This is a genomic window from Pseudomonas sp. GD03842 (genome assembly GCF_029841165.1).
Lineage (GTDB): Bacteria > Pseudomonadota > Gammaproteobacteria > Pseudomonadales > Pseudomonadaceae > Aquipseudomonas.
The window spans coordinates 93,980-113,566 of sequence record NZ_JAOCEA010000004.1 but is presented as its reverse complement, the minus strand read 5'-3'; the positions used below and the strand labels follow the sequence as shown (position 1 = coordinate 113,566).

Below are 19,587 nucleotides of genomic sequence, written 5' to 3'. Positions count from 1 at the left end.
CAGCCCGACAGGCAAGCTCAGGCGCAGCGCTCAGAAGCCTCTCAAAAGGCCAGCGTGGTCGCCAGAACCACTTGCCGCGCGTCCCCGAGGGAAACGAAATACTGGCTTACTGCCGAGCTGTAGTACGTTCGGTCGAACAGGTTCTTCACGTTGAGTTGAAACGTGAGCGTTTGCCCGTCCAGCTTCGTTTCGTAGGTCGCGAAGGCGTCGGCGATGGTATAACCCGGCAAGGTGAAATCGTTCGCGGGATTGCCCGCTCGATCGCCTACGTAAGTGGCGCCGGCGCCGACTCTCAGTCGATCACCGCCCAGCACCGCACCCGCGTCGTACGCCGCCGAAAGCGAGCCGCTATGCCTGGGCACGTTCTGCAAACGGTGACCCTCCAATGTCGGGTCTTTCGTCACCCAGGCATCCGTGAAGGCGTAGCCACCGATCAGGCTCCAACGCTCGGATAACTGCCCACTGAGCTCCAGTTCGACACCCCGTGAACGCACCTCGCCGGCCGTGCTGTAGACCGTGCTGGCGCTTGGCGCGTCGAAATTGGCCACCAGTACGTTGCGTTTCCTGATATCAAACAGCGCCAGCGTGCCGCTGACCCCGCTCTGCAAATCCCATTTCGAGCCCAGCTCCCAGGCCCTGGACTGTTCGGGCAAGGTGCCTGAATCGAGCACGGTGCCGCCCGTCAGCGCCGCGATGCTGGCGTTGGGTTTGAACGCCTCGGTGTAACTGCCATACAACGACACCTCGTCGTCGTATCGATAGACCAGCCCCGCGCGGGGAATCCATTTTTCGCCGTTCAGGTCGGTGTTCCGGGTGAACGGAATGCCCTTGCCGGCCTGCTGATCGAAGCGTTGATAGCGCGCACCCGCGACGAATACCCACTTATCGTTCAGGTGCAGCGAATCCTGGAGAAATAACGCGTCACTGCGCAGAACATCCAACTGATTGCTGTCGGGGGCGCTGACGTGCGTACCCTCGACCTCTCGGCCATACATCGGGTCCAGGTAACTGAAGGTGCTCAGGCTCCTTTGCCGAATCAACTCACCACGGTAGAACTTGCGGTACTCGTCATCGAGTCCCACCAGCAGATCATGGCGCATTCCCGCGATATCGAGGCTGCCATCGAGGCTCAGCGTGGTGAAACGGTCCGTGCTCAAGGCGTCCCCGGTACCATCCATCGAGCGACTCAAGGTGCCGCTGGCCGGGTTCACGGCGGTGACCCGCACCTGGCTGGCGTCGTAGGTTTCCCGGTTGTAGCTGTAGCCCAGATGGCCCTTCCAGTTCTCGTCGAACTGATGATCGATTTGCAAGTGATACAGGTCCGAGCGCCCCTCCATGCTATTGAACGGCTCGTCCAGCCTACGAGTGGCTGGAATGTCCAGCGGATGATGGGTGACGGGGTCGATAGCGGTCCCTCGGTCGAATGGCGTCAAGAACTCACGATGCTCATAACGAGCGATCATTTGCGTGGCCTCGCCATACCAAGCCAGCGATGGCGCCACCAGGGACTCGCGATGAACGCCGAAATTGCGCCAGTAATCTTCGTCCTCGTGGTCAACGATCAAACGATACGCAAGCGCCGAATCGCCCACCGGCCCCGTGCTGTCGAACGTGGCGCCGCTGCCGTTTTTCCCCGAGCCGTAACTCGAGCCTCGGGCCGTCAGCGCATGGCTGGGCTGCGATTCGGGCCGTTTGCTGACCACGTTGATCACCCCGCCCGGATCTTGAATGCCATACAGCAGCGAGGCAGGGCCTTTCAGGACTTCCACGCGCTCTGCCGTGGCATTGAGGCTGCGGCCCTGAACCACCGGCATCCCGTCGCGCATGATCGAACCGTCACGGTTTTCGCCAAAGCCGCGCTTGATCAGCGTGTCCTGGGTACTGCCCAGCGTGTTGCCCTGAGTCACGCCGCTGACGTTTTTCAAAGCGTCGTCGAGGTTACGAGGGGCCAGGTCTTGCAGCACCTGAGCAGGTACCGTACTGACGAACTGCGGATTTTCCAGCGAAGGGGTGGAGGTCCGCATGACGGAGGCACTGGCCGGAGGCTGCCAGGTCTTTGTGCGGTCGCGCGTCGCGTCGATTTGCGTCAGGTCCAAGGCAATGGCGCCGTCGCTCGGTGCAGGTTCCAGCGTGAACGTATCGTGGGTCGCACGACGAAACCGCAGCCCCGATCCACTCAGCAATCGGCCCAATGCCTGTTCGGCAGTGAATGATCCTTTGAGGGCGGCAGCCTCGACGCCATACGGAGCGTCCTGCGTGTAGATGACGCTTTGCCCGGTGACACGGCTGAATTCGCTTAGCGCCTGGGGCAGCGGTTTGGCAGACAGTGAAAACGCATACGCAGGCTCGTCCGCCTGAACGCAAGTGCTCCATACGGTGACCAGGGAAATGCCGAGCCAGACTTTCACGTGCAAACACACCTCTGCATGATCCGCTCAACGAATCACAATCACCCGCCCCAACGCTTCGTACTGCTCGAACCCAACGACCGATTTGAGTGCTGCCAGCACCGCCGCCGGGTCTTTGCTCGGGAAACTGCCACTGACTGTCTTCGCAGCCAGCCGATCGTTGAGCACCACGATCCGCCCTGGGTAGTAGCGGCCCAGGTCGTCAATGACTTCCGCCAACGGTGTGCGGTAGTAATTCAGCCACCCTTGACGCCAGGCCAACTGGCTTTCGCTGTCGACAGGCTGAGGAGGCGCCGTGTGGATCGCGTCATAGGTGACGCGCTGGCCCGCCGTGAGTGTCTGTTGCGGCAAGTCGGCGCCCGCCTTCACCCCCACGCGCCCGGACAGCACCGTGACCCGCGCCCCGTCGGGCTGCAGGCGCACTTCGAACTGTGTTCCCAGCACCCGTGTTTCACCCTGCTTTGCGTCGACCACGAAAGGCTGGCCTGTGTGAGTGACCTGAAAGAAAGCCGCACCTCGACGCAAGCGCACATGCCGCTCGCCCCTGGAGAAATCCACCGCAATGGCGCTGTCTGCGTCGAGCGTGACCTGTGAGTCGTCGGCCAGCGTTACAGTGCGCACGAGCCCCGGCCCCGTAACGTAATCGGCACCCATATCGTCGATCCAGCGCTGTGGCTGCCAGCCCAAGCCTATGCCGACCGCCATCACCACCGACGCGGCCATCGCCAGTGCGGCGGTCCAATGTGGCCATAGACGCCTGGACGGCGCATCCATCTTGCTGAGCAACGCGTCCAAGGCTGCCGAGTCCTCCGCGGCGAGCTTGGACGCCGGCTCTTCACTCAGCTCCCAGATCACCTGGGCCTGCGCGTAAGCCTCGGCGTGAGCGGGATCGGCGCGCAACCAGCGGCTGAAACGCGCCTGATCCGCAGCACTCGGCTGCTCGTGAAGCAGGGCAAGCCACTGCAAGGCAGCGGCATGTTGTTCGGGCGAAACTATCAGAGCGGAATCCAGAGGCGCTTTCATCGGCGAGCGTCCTGATCCAGGCTCGCCTTGCAGACTTGCAGGGCGCGCATCATATGTTTTTCCACCGCGCTTTGTGAGAGCCCCATGGCCTTGGCGATTTCGCCATATTTGCGTCCGTGGATGCGGTTGAGCAGAAAGATACGGCGGGTCTTGTCGGGCAACTCGCGGAGCGCGGCTTCGATATGGCGCAAATCGTTGCTCGCTTCGACGGCGGCTTGTGGCTCATCGGTACGCAGGTCCTGCTCGTCGGGCAGCAGCTCTTCATTGATACGGGCACGCGTGCCCTCGGTGCGCAAATGATCAATGGCGATATTACCCGCGCAGCGCAGCAGGTACGTGTTGAGTTCCTCGACCTGAACCAAAGGTCGCCGCCAGAACCTCACGAACAGGTCCTGCACCAGGTCCGCCGCCGTTGCCCGGCAACCGACGCGCCGACTGACCAGCGCTTCCATCTGCGAGCGTTGAGAGAGGAAGACTTGCAGAAAATGCGCCCGTGCCGCTTTAGGGCCATCGGGGTCGGCGTCAGCAGGCGCCGAGGTCGGGGGGACGAGGTCGATCATCTTGGGCTCAGGCCGAATGTTGAAGGCAGGCAGCGACCGGCGCGAGCAGCGCACCGATTCCTGCCATCGACAAGGCCAGCCTTGGCCAATAGGACATCGCAAAAACCAGCACCACTGCGCTGGCCATCAACGCGGCAGACCATTGCACCAACGCTTGCCCCAAGCTCAGGGCCCAAACGGCCACCCAGAGCGAAGCAAGCAACGTGCCCCAGCCCATTAATTTGAGCCACCGACTCCGCGCGACCGACAATGAGCCGCCGATGAGCGCCTCGTAGTGACGGCTCATCGACAAGCACAGTGCCGTGAAGCCGAGGTAACAAAGCAACGTCGCCAGCACCATCAGTTGACCTCGCGAACGTTGGCGGAGGCGCCGTCCGGCTGATGACGCAAGCCAGGGGCCCGCCTCACGTCTTGGGAGGTGAACCTACCCTCCAATGCGGCGCTGCTGTCCCGCCGGAACCTGAACGCTCCCCAGGCCAGAAACACCCCCGTCGCCGCCGCAGTCGCATCCAACGCTGCCTGGGTCATGTCTCCCTGTTTCAACGAGGCCAGCAGATAGTCGCCCGCCGTTAGCACGTCCAACACCGGCAGCGTGCAGTACAGCAATGCCCCGAGCGTCAACTGCTCTCGCCACGCGGTACGGCCGTCACGCAGGAACACACGGACGAAGCCATGCAGCAAGGCCACGGCCCATACGTAGAAAAACACTTTCACTTCCCAATCGCTTCGCGGGGCGAAACCGGTCGGCAACAGTCGGTTGGCCCAGAAAAAACTGACCACCGCCAGCATCAACCCCGCCATCCCGGACACATTCAATGCTTCCACCAGCCGCAGCTCGAAAGGCATGACGCCAGCTTTGGCGTGCTTGAGCTTGCGTTTGCCCAGCCAGATCACCAAACCGGTGCCGATCATTGCGGTACCGCCGATACCCGCCAGGAAGTACAGCCAGCGCAGGAGCGGGCCGGCGAAATGCCCCATGTGCAACCCGTAAAGCCCACCCGCCAGCACCAGCGATGCCGAGCTCATGGTGGTTTGATTCTTCAAGTCACCGCTCACCCCATCGAACACCAACGCGGTGCCGGGTTCGTTGGCAATGTGATCGGCGCCATGGCGGGTCAACGTCACCGAAGCATTCGCGCTGCCGGGGTTGTTGACCGTTATCAGCCCGACCCGACTGCCCGGCCATTTGTCCGCCGCGACAGCGAGCATTGGCGCGATCGGTGCCAGCGGCGCACGTTCGGGCGCTGGGGGAGCCGTTTTGAATGCGGGGAACAGGTCGTCGAAAAAGCCCTGCGTATCTTTACCGTAGGTGGTGAGAATGCTGGCGGGCATGATCATGGTCATGAAAATCACCAGGCTGCTGTAGGTGATCATCAGGTGGAAAGGCAGCACCAGCACCGCGACTGCATTGTGACCATCGAGCCAAGTGCGCTGCCCTTTGCGCGGGCGAAAAGTGAAGAACTCCTTGAAGATTTTCTTATGGGTAATGATGCCGCTGATCAGCGCGACGAACATGGCCATCGCGGCCAGCGACGCCAACCAGCGGCCCCACGGATGAGGCATCTGCAACTGGAAGTGGAAACGGTAGAAGAACTCGCCTCCCTTGCTGTCCCGGGCCAGGACTGGAGTACCGGTCAGCGAGTCCAGCGGTTTTTCCTCGAAACCGCCCTTTGCCTTCGCCCAACTCACGCCCAATTCGGGGGTGCGCTCGTCCGGCAGCCGAATGAACCAGCGTTTGGCGTCGGAAGCGTTTTGCTGCAGCCAACCCTGCGCCAGGCGAATGCTGTCCACCGTCGTGACCGCATGAGGCACGATTTCCGGTTGTGTCCATCGGGTGATTTCGTTCTTGAAATACGAAAGCGTGCCAGTGAGAAAGATCGCAAACAGCAGCCAGCCGAATACCAGCCCAACCCAGGTATGCAACCAGGCCATTGCCTGGCGAAACCCATCTTTCACAGCAGCCACCTCGCACTGGCGTATACCGTGCCGAGGATCGCGCTGAGCATTATCAGGCCATACCAGGCGCGCCACGCGGTACGGCAGGCGAAGCACCACAGCACAGCCGGCAAGTACACGAGAAACGACAACGTCATCGACAGCACCGCCGCTTCAGCCCGAGGCAACGGCAGGAACTGCGCCATGCAGACACTGGCCAAGGCAGCCAGCAGGTAGCCGCCGATCAGCGCCGCCACTACACGGGATGCAACGGCCAACCGGATGCCGACGCTTACTCCCGCGCGCGTGCGGGCAGGTATTGGGCGCCGTTTCAGGGCGCAAGGGCTTGACGACGAGACTCGCATCAGGAAAAGACCCTCATCACGGCGTCAGAGATTTCGCGGCAGTACGAGCGAATCGTCATCAGAGGAAGGGGTCCCGATCAAGGTCAATGCGAAGGCCGAATAACGGCAGAAGCATAAAAGAACGCAATATTAATGATAAATATTCTCATATGCAAAAAGATTGGCAATCTACTTCGCACAGTCTCGGCAGACGTGAGGGGATATTATCCAAACGCATGTCTTACGGCGTCGAAAAGTGCTGTATCTCCTTTTTAAGTGACTTGAAAAATCAATTCTGCAAGGAAATATTTCTCTGTTTTGGGGGTTGAATTGTTATCCGTTCGGCGCCAACACTGTGCCTGAGGGCAGACGAAAATCCATCTTCGTCGAGACTCTCCCGAGCAAGCCAAAGTAAGGGAAGAACTATGCAAATCCAGGTCAACAGCGATAACCACATCGAAAGCAGCATCCGACTGGAGGAGTGGGTACGAACCACCGTTGAAAGCACGCTCGAACGCTACGATGAAGACATCACCCGCGTCGAAGTCCATATCGGCGACGAAAACGGCGACAAGCCTGGCCCCCATGACATCCGCTGCCAGATGGAAGCCCGGCCGAAAGGACACCAACCCATTTCCGTCACGCACAAGGCCGATTCGCTGGACCAGGCCGTGGACGGCGCCGCGCTGAAGCTCGATCACGCGCTGGATCATCTGTTTGGCAAGTTGCGCAGCAAGCGTGGCGGCGTTTACTCCATCAGTGGCGCCAACAGTCGTAATACCGACCAAACGGACGCCCTGCTACAGGAAGAATTTCTCGAAAACGATCAGGCTCGGCAAGGCTGAGTCGCTCGGCTAGATAACAGAGCGATCAAGATGAACAGGCGGGCCCGTCCACACGGGCCCGCCTTTTTTACGTCTCAACAACAGCCAAACGGCAGGCAGCTTGATGCTCACGAGCCTGAATCGGCCGATTAGACAGCCTTCTGGCTAACCTCGAGAACTGACCAACCCGTCAGGTCACGCACACAAAGCAGGCACCCAGCGCGTTAATGGTGCTCGGACCCTGAAGAGGCGGCAGTTGGCTAGCACTGCACACTGATCCGAAACGATTAACTCAGTCACATTTCAGGTGCTTAAAGGATTCACGAGCGATTGAAGCGCGCTGAAATCGCTGACTGGCCCGAACCCTGCAAGTATCAGAGCGTCGAGCCACCACCTCTGCAGGCCCCGCTTTTCATGGCTCGACGGGGCCGCTGACGACCACCCGACGCAAATGGACGACGACCGTCCATCCACCGTCCAGAACTAAAGGGACTAACCCTCAGTCAACTTATGCAGATCGATAATCAGGTATCAGGCCATGGACAACCCTTTTCAGCAGATCACTGATGCATTCCACCCAGAGTACCGGGTCAATCTGAGTATCCAGGGCCTAGACGGCACCATCATGCTGACCCTTTCCAACGCGTCAGGCGTGGTTGCGAAACGCCTGATCAGCGCCGAGCAGCGCAACTCTCCGAAGCGTTTGCGCCGTCTGATCGAAAGCGTTCAATTCGGCATTGCCATCGAACAGGGTCACAGTGCGATCAAGATTCTGGCCGCCATGACCGATGGCGACCTCAAACAACTGACGCCGCCCCCGGCGAACCAGCAGCCCTTCAATCGTCCGCAGTTGAATGTGGGCATTTGACACCGAACGTCTGAGCCGGAAGTTTTCCCGCATGATGCGAAGCTGAAGGAGGCGACGAGTACCCTCGCCTCCCATTTCGCGGATCTCCCCCTCCCCGCTTGCAGTGCAGTGTTTCTAAACCGAAGGCCTGTTGTTATTGGTTCATGTGGCCAAACCGGCCGAACACTTCGCCAAGCCCCTCAGATCTCTCCCTTTTCCTCGATCACCGCGCCCTTCTTGTTGCTGTGCGGGTCCGGCACTTTCACCGAAGGAAATTGCGACGATGCGTAGCGCACCACAAGGATCGCGAAGGCCAGCAGCAGAATTGCACCACTGAGGTACACGACACCCAGGTCCGGCGGCGCGTGGTGCGAGACGTCGGAGATCAGCAGCCGGGTCAGCGCAGTGATGGCCACGTAGATAAGGAAGCGAACCGGCATGTGGTTGGTCTTGAAATAAATTCCGACCATCGCCCCGAGTTCCAGGTAGATGAACAGCAGCAAGATGTCATCCACCGTGATATGCCCTTTTTCGAGCATGCCCAGAAACGCCATGACCGCCGCCCATGCGGTGACCGCGCCGATGGCGAACAAGGCCAGGTAATGGAAGGTTTCGACGAACAGATTGCCGAGCGATTCGGCGCAGCTGTGTACGTGCTGACGGAGGGACTCGGCCCAATTGATTTTCACGATGCACTTCCTTGGATGACACGAAACGGAGGATGCCAAGCGCGTATGACGCGCTGATGGCCGTGCATTAAAAGGGCCATCCCTCACGGTTGAGAACGTGACCGGTTGTCGCAAGGCTTTATATGAGCATCAATAATGCATACGAAATGCCACTACCCAGGCGACCAAAATTGCCTTATGCTGCGCACTGTATAAATAAACAGTAGCCGCCACGTGCCGACTGTTGGCCCGCCGCCTCAGCGGTCCTTATGCGCTTCAGGCGAGGTCGCAACCCTCGCCGCGCGTCAGAGGGTCGCTGCACGGCCGGGCTCACCACCACACTGGAAATGACGACGAGGCCAAAATGGCTGTTGAAACCCTTTACCGCAGTACCCGCGATTTGGAGACTACGTTCGTGGACCGCAAACTCGCCGATGCGCATGATCAAATGCTCGAGCTGGCAGAGCTCCTCACCGACGTTTTGATGAAGAACGTACCGGGCTTGTCCGAGAAGCATGCGGAAGATGCGAGCATCTACATGGCGAAGAATCGCGCAGTGTTTGCGGCGGCGTTCAAGAACAACGCCACGGCATTGAACGAGCTTTCCGAGCCTGGCAACACTGACAGTGAAAGCTGATGTGCCAGCTGAAAAAGACGACCTCCTTCGGGAGGTTTTTTTATGCCCTTACGCGGTCACCTGCCGCGACACACGCCTTCGAGCGAAAGAGCAAAACCCACCGTCCCCAAATCAGAAACAATGAGTCTCACATTAGCCTGATTGTCTGCCAATCCATCGGTCCGTAAATTCACTTCCAAGCCAGCCACGATGCAGCAAGCACGTTGACAGTGGCGATCCGAACTCTTTGAATCGAATCCGAAGGAATCTGAACATGACCGACCGCACGCTGAAGACGCTCAAGAAGACCCTGGCCGCTACCCTCCTCGCACTGTCCGCTAGTAGCGCCTTCGCCGCTGAAACCGCGGTACCCGAGCATCAGACCCAAGCGTTTCTCAACGCACTGGCCGCCGGTGGCGGTCGTCCACTGGAACAACTGAGCCCGAAAGACGCTCGCGCCGTGCTGACGGGCGCTCAAAATTCGGTAAAAGTGGACATGTCAGGCATCGAGGTCAGTGAACAAACGATCAAAGCCGACGGCCAGGACCTCAAACTCACCATCGTGCGTCCGGCGGGGGCCAAGGGCGAATTGCCGGTCTTCATGTACTTCCACGGTGGCGGCTGGGTTTTGGGCGACTACCCGACTCACGCGCGTCTGATTCGTGATCTGGTGGTTGGCTCGGGTGCCGTAGCCGTCTACGTCGGTTACACCCCCTCGCCTGAAGCTCATTACCCGACCGCGATCAATCAGGCGTATGCCGCGACCCGGTGGGTCGCCGAACATGGCAAGCAGATCAAGGTCGATAGCTCGCGGCTAGCGGTGGCAGGGAACAGCGTAGGTGGCAACATGGCCGCGGTCGTGGCGTTGAAAGCCAAGGAACAGGGCACGCCTAAACTTCGCTTCCAATTGCTGCTGTGGCCTGTGACGGACGCCAACTTCGACACGGGCTCCTATCAAGCCTATGCCGAGGGCCACTTCCTGACCAAAAATATGATGACGTGGTTCTGGGACAACTACACCACTGACGCCAAACAGCGTGCCGAGATCTATGCCTCACCACTGCGTGCGACCACCGAGCAACTGAAGGGGCTACCGCCGGCACTGGTTCAGACAGCCGGGCTGGACGTGCTGCGGGACGAAGGCGAGGCCTACGCCCGCAAACTGGATGCCGCGGGTGTCGACGTCACCGCTGTACGCTACAACGGGATGGTCCATGACTACGGCTTGCTGAACCCACTGGCCAACATTCCGGAGGTCAAGGCCGCCCTGCGTCAGGCCGCAGGTGAACTCAAAGCCCACCTGAACTGATCGCCCTGCCACATCCCGCCCGCGAGGTGATCGTGATCCTTCGCGGGCCTTTTGCGTTGCAGCAACAGCCTGAGGTGGCGCGGATCAGGCACGCGGTCCGGTGTAGTCGAGCGCCCATTTCTCCTGCGCATGCAACTGCCCCTTGAAACGCGCGATTTGCTCGGCGACGCACTCCGGCGAGGTACCGCCCCACCCGCTACGCGCAGCCAATGCAGCATCGAGCGTGAGGCAGTCGAGCACTTCAGGGGTCAGGCGGGCATCCGTGCGGGCGAGCATGTCGGGAGTAAGCTGCTCCAGCCCAATGTCTTGGGCCTCGCACAGCTGCACCAATTGCCCTGTGATCTCATGGGCCTCTTTGAATGGCACGCCCCGCAAGGCGAGCCAGTCCGCCACTTCGGTGGCCAGCGTGAAGCCCAGCGGCGCTTGGCGCAGTAATTCGTCCTTGCGTACAGTCATCGTCGCGACCATGCCCGCAAACGCCGGGAGCACCAGGTTCAACGTATCCAGCGTGTCGATGACCGCATGTTTGTCTTCGCTCAAATCGCGGTTGTAGGACAGGGGCTGCGCCTTGAGGACTGAGAGGATACCTGTGAGTGAGCCAATGATGCGCCCCGACTTGCCCCGCGCAAGCTCAGCGATATCCGGGTTCTTTTTCTGCGGCATGATCGAGCTGCCGGTCGCGTAGCCATCGTCCAGATCGACCCAGCGAAACTGCCTTGAGGTCCAGAGGCAGAACTCTTCCGCCATGCGGGAAATGTTGATGCCCAGCATGCTGCCGCAAAACAGGAACTCGGCCACATGATCACGGCTGGCGACAGCGTCGATGGAGTTCTCGCACGGCCCGGCATACCCCATCTCCGCAGCCGACCGCTGCGGGTCGCGTGCGATCGCCGAACCCGCCAGCGCGGCCGCGCCCAGCGGGGACAGGCTGAAGCGCTTGTCGAAATCCTGCAGCCGTTGAATGTCGCGATGAATGGCCTGCGCATGGGCCATCAGATGATGGGCGAAGACAATGGGCTGGGCCTGCTGCAGGTGGGTGAAACCTGGTGCAATGGTGTGAATGTGCTGCTCGGCTTGTCCGACCAGTGCCGTTTGCAGCTCCAGAATGGCAAGGGTCAAGCGGCGGACCTGATCCCGGAGGTAGAGTCGCATATCGTTCGCCGTCTGATCATTGCGCGAACGCCCGGCACGCAGCTTCCCGCCCAGAGCACCCAGCCGTTCGGTCAGCAAACGCTCGATGAACGTGTGTACATCCTCATCAGCGGCAATCGGCTGCACGACGCCCGCCGCATAGTCCGAATCGATGGCCGTCAGCGCTTCGATGATGCGTCGGGTTTCGTCGGCATCGAGCAAGCCCGCACGATGCAATTCATTAGCATGGGCCTTCGACCCGGCCACATCGTAGGGCAGGAGACGGAAATAGGCATGAGGCGCGCGTGAAAGGTTGGCCATGGCTTGGGCAGGACCGGACTTGAACCGCGCCCCCCAGAGGCGCTCGGTAGCATCAGACATTTACCTTCTCCTTTGACACGGTGGTTGCTGAATCGCGAACGCAGAATCGGTCACAGGACAGGGATGCTAGGAAACTTCAGCAGAGGGGCAAATGTTTCAAATGGCAAGTCTACTTGCAGATATTGGAAACCTGTTCGTCATTCAGGGCTTTCATTCCTTGCAGGAAAACGGTTTCCGCCATGGTCAGGCGCTGCTCGAGGTTCCAGAGCACATGGATATCAATCTCACAGACGCTGTCGTCTGGGGGAAGTCGCCAAAGCGTGCCTTCCGACACTCCCCTTTCGCACAGATGTTCCGGTAGGCAGCCGATGCCAAACCCGGCCAGCACCAATCGCAGCACTTCTTGCGTGTTGGCAGACGATGCGATGATCTGCCCGTCCAGGGCATGCCGACCGCGAAATTCCGCCAACGCTGACAGGGTCCCGCCGAGCAGATCCCCGGCAAAGCTCACCAAGTGTTCATGCCGCAGGTCGTCAAGGCTCAGGTCCTTACGCCCGAACAAGGGGTGCTGATCGCTGCAATACAGCCCATAGCGCTCCCTCGTTAGCCAGGATTGCCCCATCCAGGGTTGAGCGACGCGATGGACGGCCAGCCCGAAAGTGGCCGTTTTTTGTGCCAACGCACTGACGATGGCGTCGCTCGATTGCACTTCGACCTCCAGGGCAATGCCTGGATAGTCACGGTGCAATTGCGCGAGAAAACGGTCGAAGGGCGGGCACTGTATTCCACTGACCGTCAGCAGACGAACCCGCCCGACCACCTGACCGCTGGACTGTTCGAGGGCGGCGTCGAGTTGCGCGAATTGCCCCTGCAGTTCGGTGGCGACCCGCAGCGCCTCGATGCCCGAACGCGTCAGGCTGAAGCGAGGCCCGTGGCGTTCCACCAAGGCGGTCCCCATTTGTTCTTCCAGGCGCTTGAGCGCCTGGCTCACCGCCGGTTGTGACAAATGCAAACGAGCGGCGGCGCGGCTGATGCTGAGCTCTTGGGCCACCACTTGAAAGGTGCGCAGCAGGTTCCAGTCGACCCGCTCGCTCAGTGGGCGCGAAGAGGTTCGAGGTGGCGAGGGATGTGAGGGCGTTGTCACGGCGTCAGCCTTTATTGGCACACGGAATATTAACTATAAGAAATGCCACATTGAGCCGGTGGCAGGTTGTCTTTAAAACGTGTGCATCAAATACGCCAACTCACTCAGGGGACACCCCATGTCAGAACGCCCCGCAGGAATGTCTGCTCAGGAATGGGCCGCGCGTTGCGACCTGGCCGCGCTCTATCGACTCATTGCGCACCTGCGCATGACCGACCTGATCGACACCCACATCTCGTTGCGGCTGGAAGGCCCGGACGGCCATTTTCTGATCAACCGCTACGGCACCCTATTCGAGCGGATGAAAGCCAGCACCCTTGTCAAAATCGACGGCGAAGGCCGCGTGGTCGACGAATGCTATCCTGAGCATCGCGTCAATCGCGCAGGATTCGTCATCCATTCGGCTATCCACCAGGCACGACCCGACCTGCACTGCGTCATCCATACCCACACCGCTGCCGGGATTGCCGTTTCGGCACAAGCCCAAGGATTGTTGCCCATCAGCCAGCACGCGTTGAAGTTCTATAATCGCGTGGCTTACCACGCTTACGAAGGCATTGCGCTGCGCACCGCCGAGCGCGAACAACTGGTCAAAGACCTGGGGCCGCGCCACAAGGCGATGATCCTGCGCAACCATGGCCTGCTGGCTGCTGGGGGCAGCACCGCCGAAGCGTTCATCAACATCTATTTCTTGGAGCGAGCCTGTCAGGCACAGGTTCAAGCCCTTGCCGGGGGCACAGCGTTGCTGACACCGACGCCCGAAACCTGCGAATTCACCGCGCGTCAGTTCGAAAGTGAAGGGGAAGAAGAAATCGTGGACTTGGCCTGGGCGGCCGCACTGGAAATGATCGAGCAGCAGCGGGACGACTACTGTTCGTGAGCCACCCGATGCCGCAAATGCGACGGGGCACTCGATGCACGTCGCATGCTCTCATTGAGCAGCGCGGGTAAGACCATCACTCAAGGTTCAATAGACGCTCCGCCAAGGCGTCAGCCACCCGCGCGGGTGAGCGCTTTTCCGCCTGCGCATGAGCGAACACTTCGGTCAGCCGTGTTCCTATCTGGGACAAATGTGCGGTGATGGTGTGCGAGTTTTCCCCCTTATGTTGCAGGGCGACGTAGATCAATCCGCCGGAATTGATCACGTAATCGGGCGCGTACAGGATGCCGCGTGCTTCGAGCTGATCGGCGATGGCCGCGCAGCTCAGCTGATTGTTGGCCCCTCCGGCCACGGCGGCGCAACGCAGCTTGGTCACGCTGTGGCTGTTGAGCACGCCCCCGAGTCCGCAGGGAGCGAGGATGTCGCACGGGGTACTGAGCAAGGCTTCGCTCGCGACGGGTTTGGCCCCCATCTGCTCCATTGCCAGTTGCACCTTGCCGCTATCAAGGTCAGCGACCAGCAGTTCGGCCCCTGCCGCGTGAAGTTGCTCGGCCAGTGCCCAGCCGACGTGACCCAGCCCTTGAATCGCCACCCGCAGTCCTTCCAGGTTGTCGCTTCCCAGCCGCGCCATCGCGGTGGTGCGGATCCCGGCGTACAGGCCCATGGCCGTGTAAGACGAAGGATCGCCTGACTCAGTGGTGCTGGTGACGTGTTGGGTGTATTGAGCGATGCAGTCCATGTCTTCGCTGGACGTCCCACTGTCGATGGCGGCGATGTAACGGCCATCAAGGGTCTGAATGAAGCGTCCGAACGCTTCGAACAACGCGGCGCGGGCGGGCACGTGCGCAGGTCGCAAGATGACAGCCGTCCCTCCGCCCAAAGGCAGGCCAGCCAGGACGGCCTTGTAACTCATATTCCTTGCCAATTGAATGGCATCTTCAACAGCACTCTCTTCATTTGGATAGGAAAGGTAGCGCACGCCGCCCAGTGCAGGCCCTTTCTGACTGCTGTGGATCGCGATCACGGCTTTGAGGCAGGTCTGCGGATCGACGATCAAATGCAACGACTGAACGCGCGCGCTTTGCATGAGAGCGAGCATTGGCAGTGCTCCCGGTTTTTTGTATTGCGAGTATAGGCGCTGCCGAAAAAAACGACGGGTGAACGAGCAATCTTCCAGCAGGGAATCGACGAATACCGGGCAGAAACGATCAGCCGGCATTCGCCACTGGACGAACACCGCCGCCAGCGCTAAAACGAAACTTCCAACGTACCGTTTCAGCCGCCTGTTCCGACGGGAGACGTCGATGAACCCACGCCAGTGCTGCCTTGACTGCCTGCACCGCACTCCGCCTGCCACCTTTGAGGCAGCGCTGTGGATTTCGGTCGAACATGATGCTCAGGCCGACCTTCGGCATTGTCATGAATCGATGGACGAGGTCCACCGGCGCATCAGCGCGGCGCTGCCGCTGCTGCCTGCCAATGAGCTTGCTCAACCCTTGCTACGGCAAATGGCGACCCTCGGCTTCCAGCAAGACGACGTCGCCCAGCCCAAGCCGCCAGTGGCGCTGTTGCACAAAATCATCGATCGTCGTCGAGGTCAGCCATTGGGCTTGGGGATCATTGCACTGGAGCTGGCCCGTCGCCTGGAAATTCCATTGGAAGGCGTGAACTTTCCCGGGCATTTCCTCCTGCGTGTGCCGGGTGCGGACCATGCGCTGGACCCCTGCGGTGGTCGCCGCCTGTACCCCAAGGATTGTCGCGAACTGTTGCTGCGCCAGTTCGGCCCCGACATGCCACTCAGGGCCGAGCATATGCGCACTGCCACTCCTCAGGCGGTGCTGCAGCGGTTGTCACGCAACCTGCGCCATCTGCACCAAATCAACGACGATCTCATTGCATCGCTCAAAGATGCCAATCGGGTTCTGGAACTGGGGCAGGCCAACACCAGCGATTACCTCGCTCGTGCCAGCCTGTACCAGACGCTTGAATGCCCTCAGGCCGAACGGTACGACTTAGAGCATGCGCTGATGTTGAGCGACGACCCGGTTCAGCAAATCCGCTTGACGCAGCGATTGGCGCAATTGCCATCAAGCCGCGCCGTGCACTAGGCAGGGATAGTGTACGCCCGATCCAGTTTAAGTTTGCGCCAGGCCCACACCCCTGCGCGCACGCCGATGCCCTTGAGCAGCGTAAGGGAGCCCTGGAGGAACGCGCGAACTCCGTCGGCCGTGGTCACTATCCCTATCACGCCGAAGATCAGCAAAGGCAATGCCGCCGCTTTGTCCCCGGAGGCGTAAGCGTCGTAGGCCTTGATCAAGGTCACAACGCTCGTCAGAGTGCCCCAGGCAAAGCTGGCGACCGGAAATGGCAATAGAAGGATGGTCCCCGTCCATCTGATGACATTCCATGCCGTCGACAGCCTTTTTTCAGCCAAGCTCTCGATTTCCTCGTCGACGTCCGCAATCATCCGCTCGAGCATGTCGCCATACAGTTGACCGGCATCGCGCAGGCGATCTTCCATTCGGTTGACGATGGTCAAAAACGAAGGATCGTGTTTGCCGCCTCGCTCGAAGTTGTCGATGAAGGTCCCAACCCTGCGCTGCCCAGCGTAAGCCACCCGACCATAGAAGTAGCTCTGCATCGAGACCGAACCCAGCAGCGCGCCATAATCGGTCAAGGGCCTGAAGTGCACTCCATCCGGCGCACCGGGGGTGTAAAGAAGTTTGTAGCCCGGCTCGCCTCGAGCAAAGTCTTGGAATATGTATACGCCTTCGACGATCTGGCCCGCCATGCGAAATGCCGAAACACCAGTGGTCCCATTACCAACGTTGCTCGATTGATCAGTGCCTAGCGCGATGATGGCGCCGCGAAGCCAGCTATATTGCGGGTCGCTCAGGTCGCCTTCTAAATATTGCAGCATTGCGCCGCGAATCATCTCGTGCTGCACACGCTTGGCCATCAACGCCTTGCGGCGGGCGTAACGCGGGTCTTTGCGTCCGAGAAAGCCTTCAGTGAGAAAATCCATGTAACGCGCACCGAGATCCGCTTCCCGCACCTGTTTGTCGGCGAATTGAATCAGGTGGCGCGGCAATTGCGACACATCGAGACCCGTCGACGAGTAAAGATGAATGGCTTGGCGGTGAGACAGGATGTCCTCTGTACCGTACATGACCAGTTCAGTCAGCGAGCGCAATGGCGTGTGCTCACCGAAATCCGGCGTCTCGAAGTACGGCTGCCCCAACCCGAAGTAGAGCGTGTCGGGATCGACATGGCGTTCATACCCCTGGCTGCGCAGAAAACCGTTCAATTCCGCGGAGACGTGCTTGTGAGCGTAGTCCTGCAGTGTGACAAGCCCCGGACTGAGCTTTGCAAATTCAGCATTGAGTGCACCGATTCGCGCCTCCACCGTTGCCAGCAACTGCCTGGAGACCAGCGAACCTGGTGCGTCCAGCGGTGAGACGGCGATCTTTTCTCCTTTTACGATCGCGACGACCTTCAACAGGACCAGCAACGCCAGGTTCGCTTCGTAGTTCTCATGCGGGCAAGGCTCGAAGACGCAGGTGTCCGGTCCCCACAGCGTGGGCTTGAGCTGGATGTCATTGAGCTGAGCGTTGAGACCGTGTTGCAGGGGGCCCGCCAACTGGTCATGAACGAAGGAACGACCGGACTCGCTGGCCAGCCAACCCCCTACGTGAAAGCTCAGCTGCCGCCAGGAAGCGAACTCATAAAAATCCTGCCCCCCCGGAGCGCCGGGCGCATAGAGCACGAAATGCTCGTCGACCGCCGTCTTCTCGCTAAACACGATGAGGTCTCTGAAACGCGCTCCTGTGCCCATGATGTGCAGGCTGCCGATGCTGTGATCGGCGTCCGGCCTGCGGACATCCCCGCGGATCTGTATCAACAGCTCGTGGCTTCGGTCCTGAAGGAGATGGCCTTGCATCAACGCTGCCTGCGCGCTCATCGCCAGGGCGCTGTCGCGATGGCGGGCCATGGTGCGAAGGTTTTCCTCGTCCAGATAGCGATCGCGTAGGGCATGTGCGTATCGCTGTGGAATGTCCAACTCATTGAGCATGGTGTCGATGAACGTGCTCGTAAAGTCCACGTGCAGCCCAGCGGGCGCGACCTGGACCTCATCGCGGGTGGCTGGCAGCCCGTTGACCGCAAAGTGCAGCAACGTCCCCTGATAGACCGCGTTCAACGGTTCACTTCCATCGACACCAATCGAGTCGTTGACCGTCAGCTCGATCGCGGCAGGATCGAGGGTCAACCCAAGACGCTCACGGCAATACTTCACCATCTCAGCGGCTGCGAAACCTTCGACGGATTCAAGGCCGGTGAGCACGGCTTCAACATCTCGCTTACGGCGCAAATGCTCCTGTTCAAGATTCGTGAGATGGACTTGATGGTCAGGCTGCGCAAATTTGCGCCAGCGAGGCTGGACCAGCGTGCAAAGGTCGCTCGACAGACGGGCGAAGCGTTGACCCACCGCTTCATCCAGATCGCTGCAAACGCGTACACGCTCGAGGTCCCGCAGAAAAGAATCGGTATCCGACCCGGCATCGCTGTGCTGCAGCAGGTGATGCGAATCGTCCCTCTGCTTGGCCTGCACCGCACGCGTGAACGTGTCTATCAAAGGAGCGTTCAGAGGGGTGAAGGCCCACAGGTGAGCGACGACAGGCCCGTGGACGCTCAGCCGTTGCTGGTCACGCGACCTCAGGAGGAGCGTCAATGCGTCGGCGGGGTCGCTGATTCGGCGAGAGAGCTCTTCGCGCAGTGCCGCTAACGACCCGAAACGCGCGATGCCGCCTCCGACCGCCACCAGAAACACTTCACCTTGCGGCTGAGTACTCTGCTCAGCCGATGCGTTGACGGCCCAGGCCGACGGCAGCGTTATCACCGAATCGTCGACCGCCAAATCGATCGAAAACACGCCTACAGGCCCCCGGCTCTCTAGAACCTCCGACAGTCGCCGCTGCTCCTCTTCAGACAGCTGGCGGGAAAGGCCCAGCAGTGCGATGTCGTTTTTGAGCGTCGTGTCATGCAGCGCCGACAATTGTTGGCGCGCCGAGCCTTCGTGCATGGGCTCGGGCTGGTCCCAGAAGCCGTCCAGGTTGCGTATATAGATGTCCGGCAACTGCGCGACGGCATCGCGCACGATCTCGATCACCGATCGGCGCTCTTGGACAGCGATGCGCAGGGCGGGATCGAACGTGTCATGGCGAAGAAACACCTCGGCGTCCTCGAGCGCCTCGAGAGAAATCGCACCCCGTAACACGTCGATCATCATATTCATGACCGAGCGGGAAACCCGCCCGACTTGCGCGTCCTCACGGTTGAAAAACAGCGCATCGGGGTTGGATACGCTCAGCCCTGTTTCCTGGCTTATGCGAGTCTTCAGGTACGTATGGGCCAGACTGTGCAAGGACTGACTGTTGTCCAAGAGATGGGCGGATTCAGCACCCGCTTCTGCGAGCGCCGCCAAGTGGCGGGTCACACCGTCAAAGGTGCCGAGGGCAGATGAGTTTTCAGTTACAGAGTTCATAGGTAACGCTCCAAGATTGAATCACCTTTCTCCGT

The 19,587-nt window shown here is 60.2% G+C and carries 16 protein-coding genes and 1 pseudogene; 6 read left to right on the top strand and 11 right to left on the bottom strand.

Annotation, left to right across the window (positions count from 1 at the left end):
- Positions 1 to 41 precede the first annotated feature (41 nt).
- The 6 genes and pseudogenes from N5D61_RS07645 to N5D61_RS07620 form a co-directional block, all read right to left on the bottom strand.
- Complete coding sequence (locus tag N5D61_RS07645) at positions 42 to 2,390, bottom strand: TonB-dependent receptor (RefSeq protein WP_279892087.1); 2,349 nt, start codon at positions 2,388 to 2,390, stop codon at positions 42 to 44.
- A 45-nt stretch (positions 2,391 to 2,435) separates the two neighbouring features.
- Positions 2,436 to 3,431, bottom strand: a complete 996-nt coding sequence (locus N5D61_RS07640) for a FecR family protein (protein ID WP_279891808.1) — start codon at positions 3,429 to 3,431, stop codon at positions 2,436 to 2,438.
- A pseudogene (locus N5D61_RS07635) lies at positions 3,420 to 3,991 on the bottom strand (sigma-70 family RNA polymerase sigma factor); the annotation flags it as partial. The gene N5D61_RS07640 and the pseudogene N5D61_RS07635, both read right to left, overlap by 12 nt.
- Positions 3,992 to 3,998: 7 nt before the next feature.
- Positions 3,999 to 4,331 carry a DUF3325 domain-containing protein gene (locus tag N5D61_RS07630; RefSeq protein WP_279891804.1) on the bottom strand — a complete coding sequence of 111 codons (333 nt, stop codon included), beginning with the start codon at positions 4,329 to 4,331 and terminating at the stop codon, positions 3,999 to 4,001.
- Positions 4,331 to 5,947: a PepSY-associated TM helix domain-containing protein gene (locus N5D61_RS07625; RefSeq protein WP_279891802.1), complete on the bottom strand. Its 1,617-nt coding sequence runs from the start codon at positions 5,945 to 5,947 to the stop codon at positions 4,331 to 4,333. The genes N5D61_RS07630 and N5D61_RS07625 overlap by 1 nt, the downstream gene beginning before the upstream one ends.
- A complete protein-coding gene (locus N5D61_RS07620) occupies positions 5,944 to 6,291 on the bottom strand; it encodes a DUF3649 domain-containing protein (protein WP_279891800.1) in 348 nt (115 codons plus the stop codon). Before N5D61_RS07620 ends, N5D61_RS07625 begins: the two co-directional genes overlap by 4 nt.
- 404 nt (positions 6,292 to 6,695) lie before the next feature.
- Between N5D61_RS07620 and N5D61_RS07615 the strand changes: the two genes are divergently transcribed.
- Both N5D61_RS07615 and N5D61_RS07610 read left to right on the top strand, forming a co-directional pair.
- The gene (locus N5D61_RS07615; protein WP_108236784.1) at positions 6,696 to 7,115 is read left to right on the top strand and encodes an HPF/RaiA family ribosome-associated protein; all 420 of its coding nucleotides are present in this window, start codon (positions 6,696 to 6,698) and stop codon (positions 7,113 to 7,115) included.
- A gap of 517 nt (positions 7,116 to 7,632) precedes the next feature.
- Entirely contained in the window at positions 7,633 to 7,962 is a 330-nt protein-coding gene (locus N5D61_RS07610; RefSeq protein WP_279891797.1) for a DUF3509 domain-containing protein, read from the top strand.
- A 179-nt stretch (positions 7,963 to 8,141) separates the two neighbouring features.
- Here the strand turns inward: N5D61_RS07610 and N5D61_RS07605 are convergent, their stop codons facing one another.
- Positions 8,142 to 8,630 (bottom strand): phosphate-starvation-inducible PsiE family protein, encoded by a 489-nt coding sequence (locus tag N5D61_RS07605; RefSeq protein ID WP_279891795.1) that lies wholly within the window; start codon positions 8,628 to 8,630, stop codon positions 8,142 to 8,144.
- Between the two features lie 343 nt (positions 8,631 to 8,973).
- Here N5D61_RS07605 and N5D61_RS07600 point away from each other — a divergent pair, with 343 nt between their 5' ends.
- Both N5D61_RS07600 and N5D61_RS07595 read left to right on the top strand, forming a co-directional pair.
- Positions 8,974 to 9,246, top strand: coding sequence for a YebG family protein (locus N5D61_RS07600; protein ID WP_108239155.1), 273 nt, complete (start codon positions 8,974 to 8,976; stop codon positions 9,244 to 9,246).
- A gap of 268 nt (positions 9,247 to 9,514) precedes the next feature.
- The gene (locus tag N5D61_RS07595) at positions 9,515 to 10,534 is read left to right on the top strand and encodes an alpha/beta hydrolase (protein WP_279892085.1); all 1,020 of its coding nucleotides are present in this window, start codon (positions 9,515 to 9,517) and stop codon (positions 10,532 to 10,534) included.
- Between the two features lie 84 nt (positions 10,535 to 10,618).
- On the opposite strand, the gene argH is transcribed toward N5D61_RS07595, so the two are convergent.
- Positions 10,619 to 12,046 (bottom strand): argininosuccinate lyase, encoded by a 1,428-nt coding sequence (gene argH / locus N5D61_RS07590; protein ID WP_279891792.1) that lies wholly within the window; start codon positions 12,044 to 12,046, stop codon positions 10,619 to 10,621.
- Between the two features lie 109 nt (positions 12,047 to 12,155).
- Positions 12,156 to 13,130 (bottom strand): LysR family transcriptional regulator, encoded by a 975-nt coding sequence (locus N5D61_RS07585; RefSeq protein WP_279891790.1) that lies wholly within the window; start codon positions 13,128 to 13,130, stop codon positions 12,156 to 12,158.
- A 118-nt stretch (positions 13,131 to 13,248) separates the two neighbouring features.
- Between N5D61_RS07585 and N5D61_RS07580 the strand changes: the two genes are divergently transcribed.
- Positions 13,249 to 14,010, top strand: coding sequence for a class II aldolase/adducin family protein (locus N5D61_RS07580; RefSeq protein ID WP_256600931.1), 762 nt, complete (start codon positions 13,249 to 13,251; stop codon positions 14,008 to 14,010).
- A 76-nt stretch (positions 14,011 to 14,086) separates the two neighbouring features.
- On the opposite strand, the gene N5D61_RS07575 is transcribed toward N5D61_RS07580, so the two are convergent.
- Positions 14,087 to 15,109: a Glu/Leu/Phe/Val dehydrogenase dimerization domain-containing protein gene (locus N5D61_RS07575; RefSeq protein WP_279891786.1), complete on the bottom strand. Its 1,023-nt coding sequence runs from the start codon at positions 15,107 to 15,109 to the stop codon at positions 14,087 to 14,089.
- Positions 15,110 to 15,314: 205 nt separating this feature from the next.
- Here N5D61_RS07575 and N5D61_RS07570 point away from each other — a divergent pair, with 205 nt between their 5' ends.
- Positions 15,315 to 16,118 carry a transglutaminase family protein gene (locus N5D61_RS07570; protein ID WP_279891784.1) on the top strand — a complete coding sequence of 268 codons (804 nt, stop codon included), beginning with the start codon at positions 15,315 to 15,317 and terminating at the stop codon, positions 16,116 to 16,118.
- On the opposite strand, the gene N5D61_RS07565 is transcribed toward N5D61_RS07570, so the two are convergent.
- Positions 16,115 to 19,552 carry a DUF6543 domain-containing protein gene (locus N5D61_RS07565; RefSeq protein WP_279891782.1) on the bottom strand — a complete coding sequence of 1,146 codons (3,438 nt, stop codon included), beginning with the start codon at positions 19,550 to 19,552 and terminating at the stop codon, positions 16,115 to 16,117. The two genes, N5D61_RS07570 and N5D61_RS07565, sit on opposite strands and share 4 nt — an antisense overlap.
- Positions 19,553 to 19,587 lie beyond the last annotated feature (35 nt).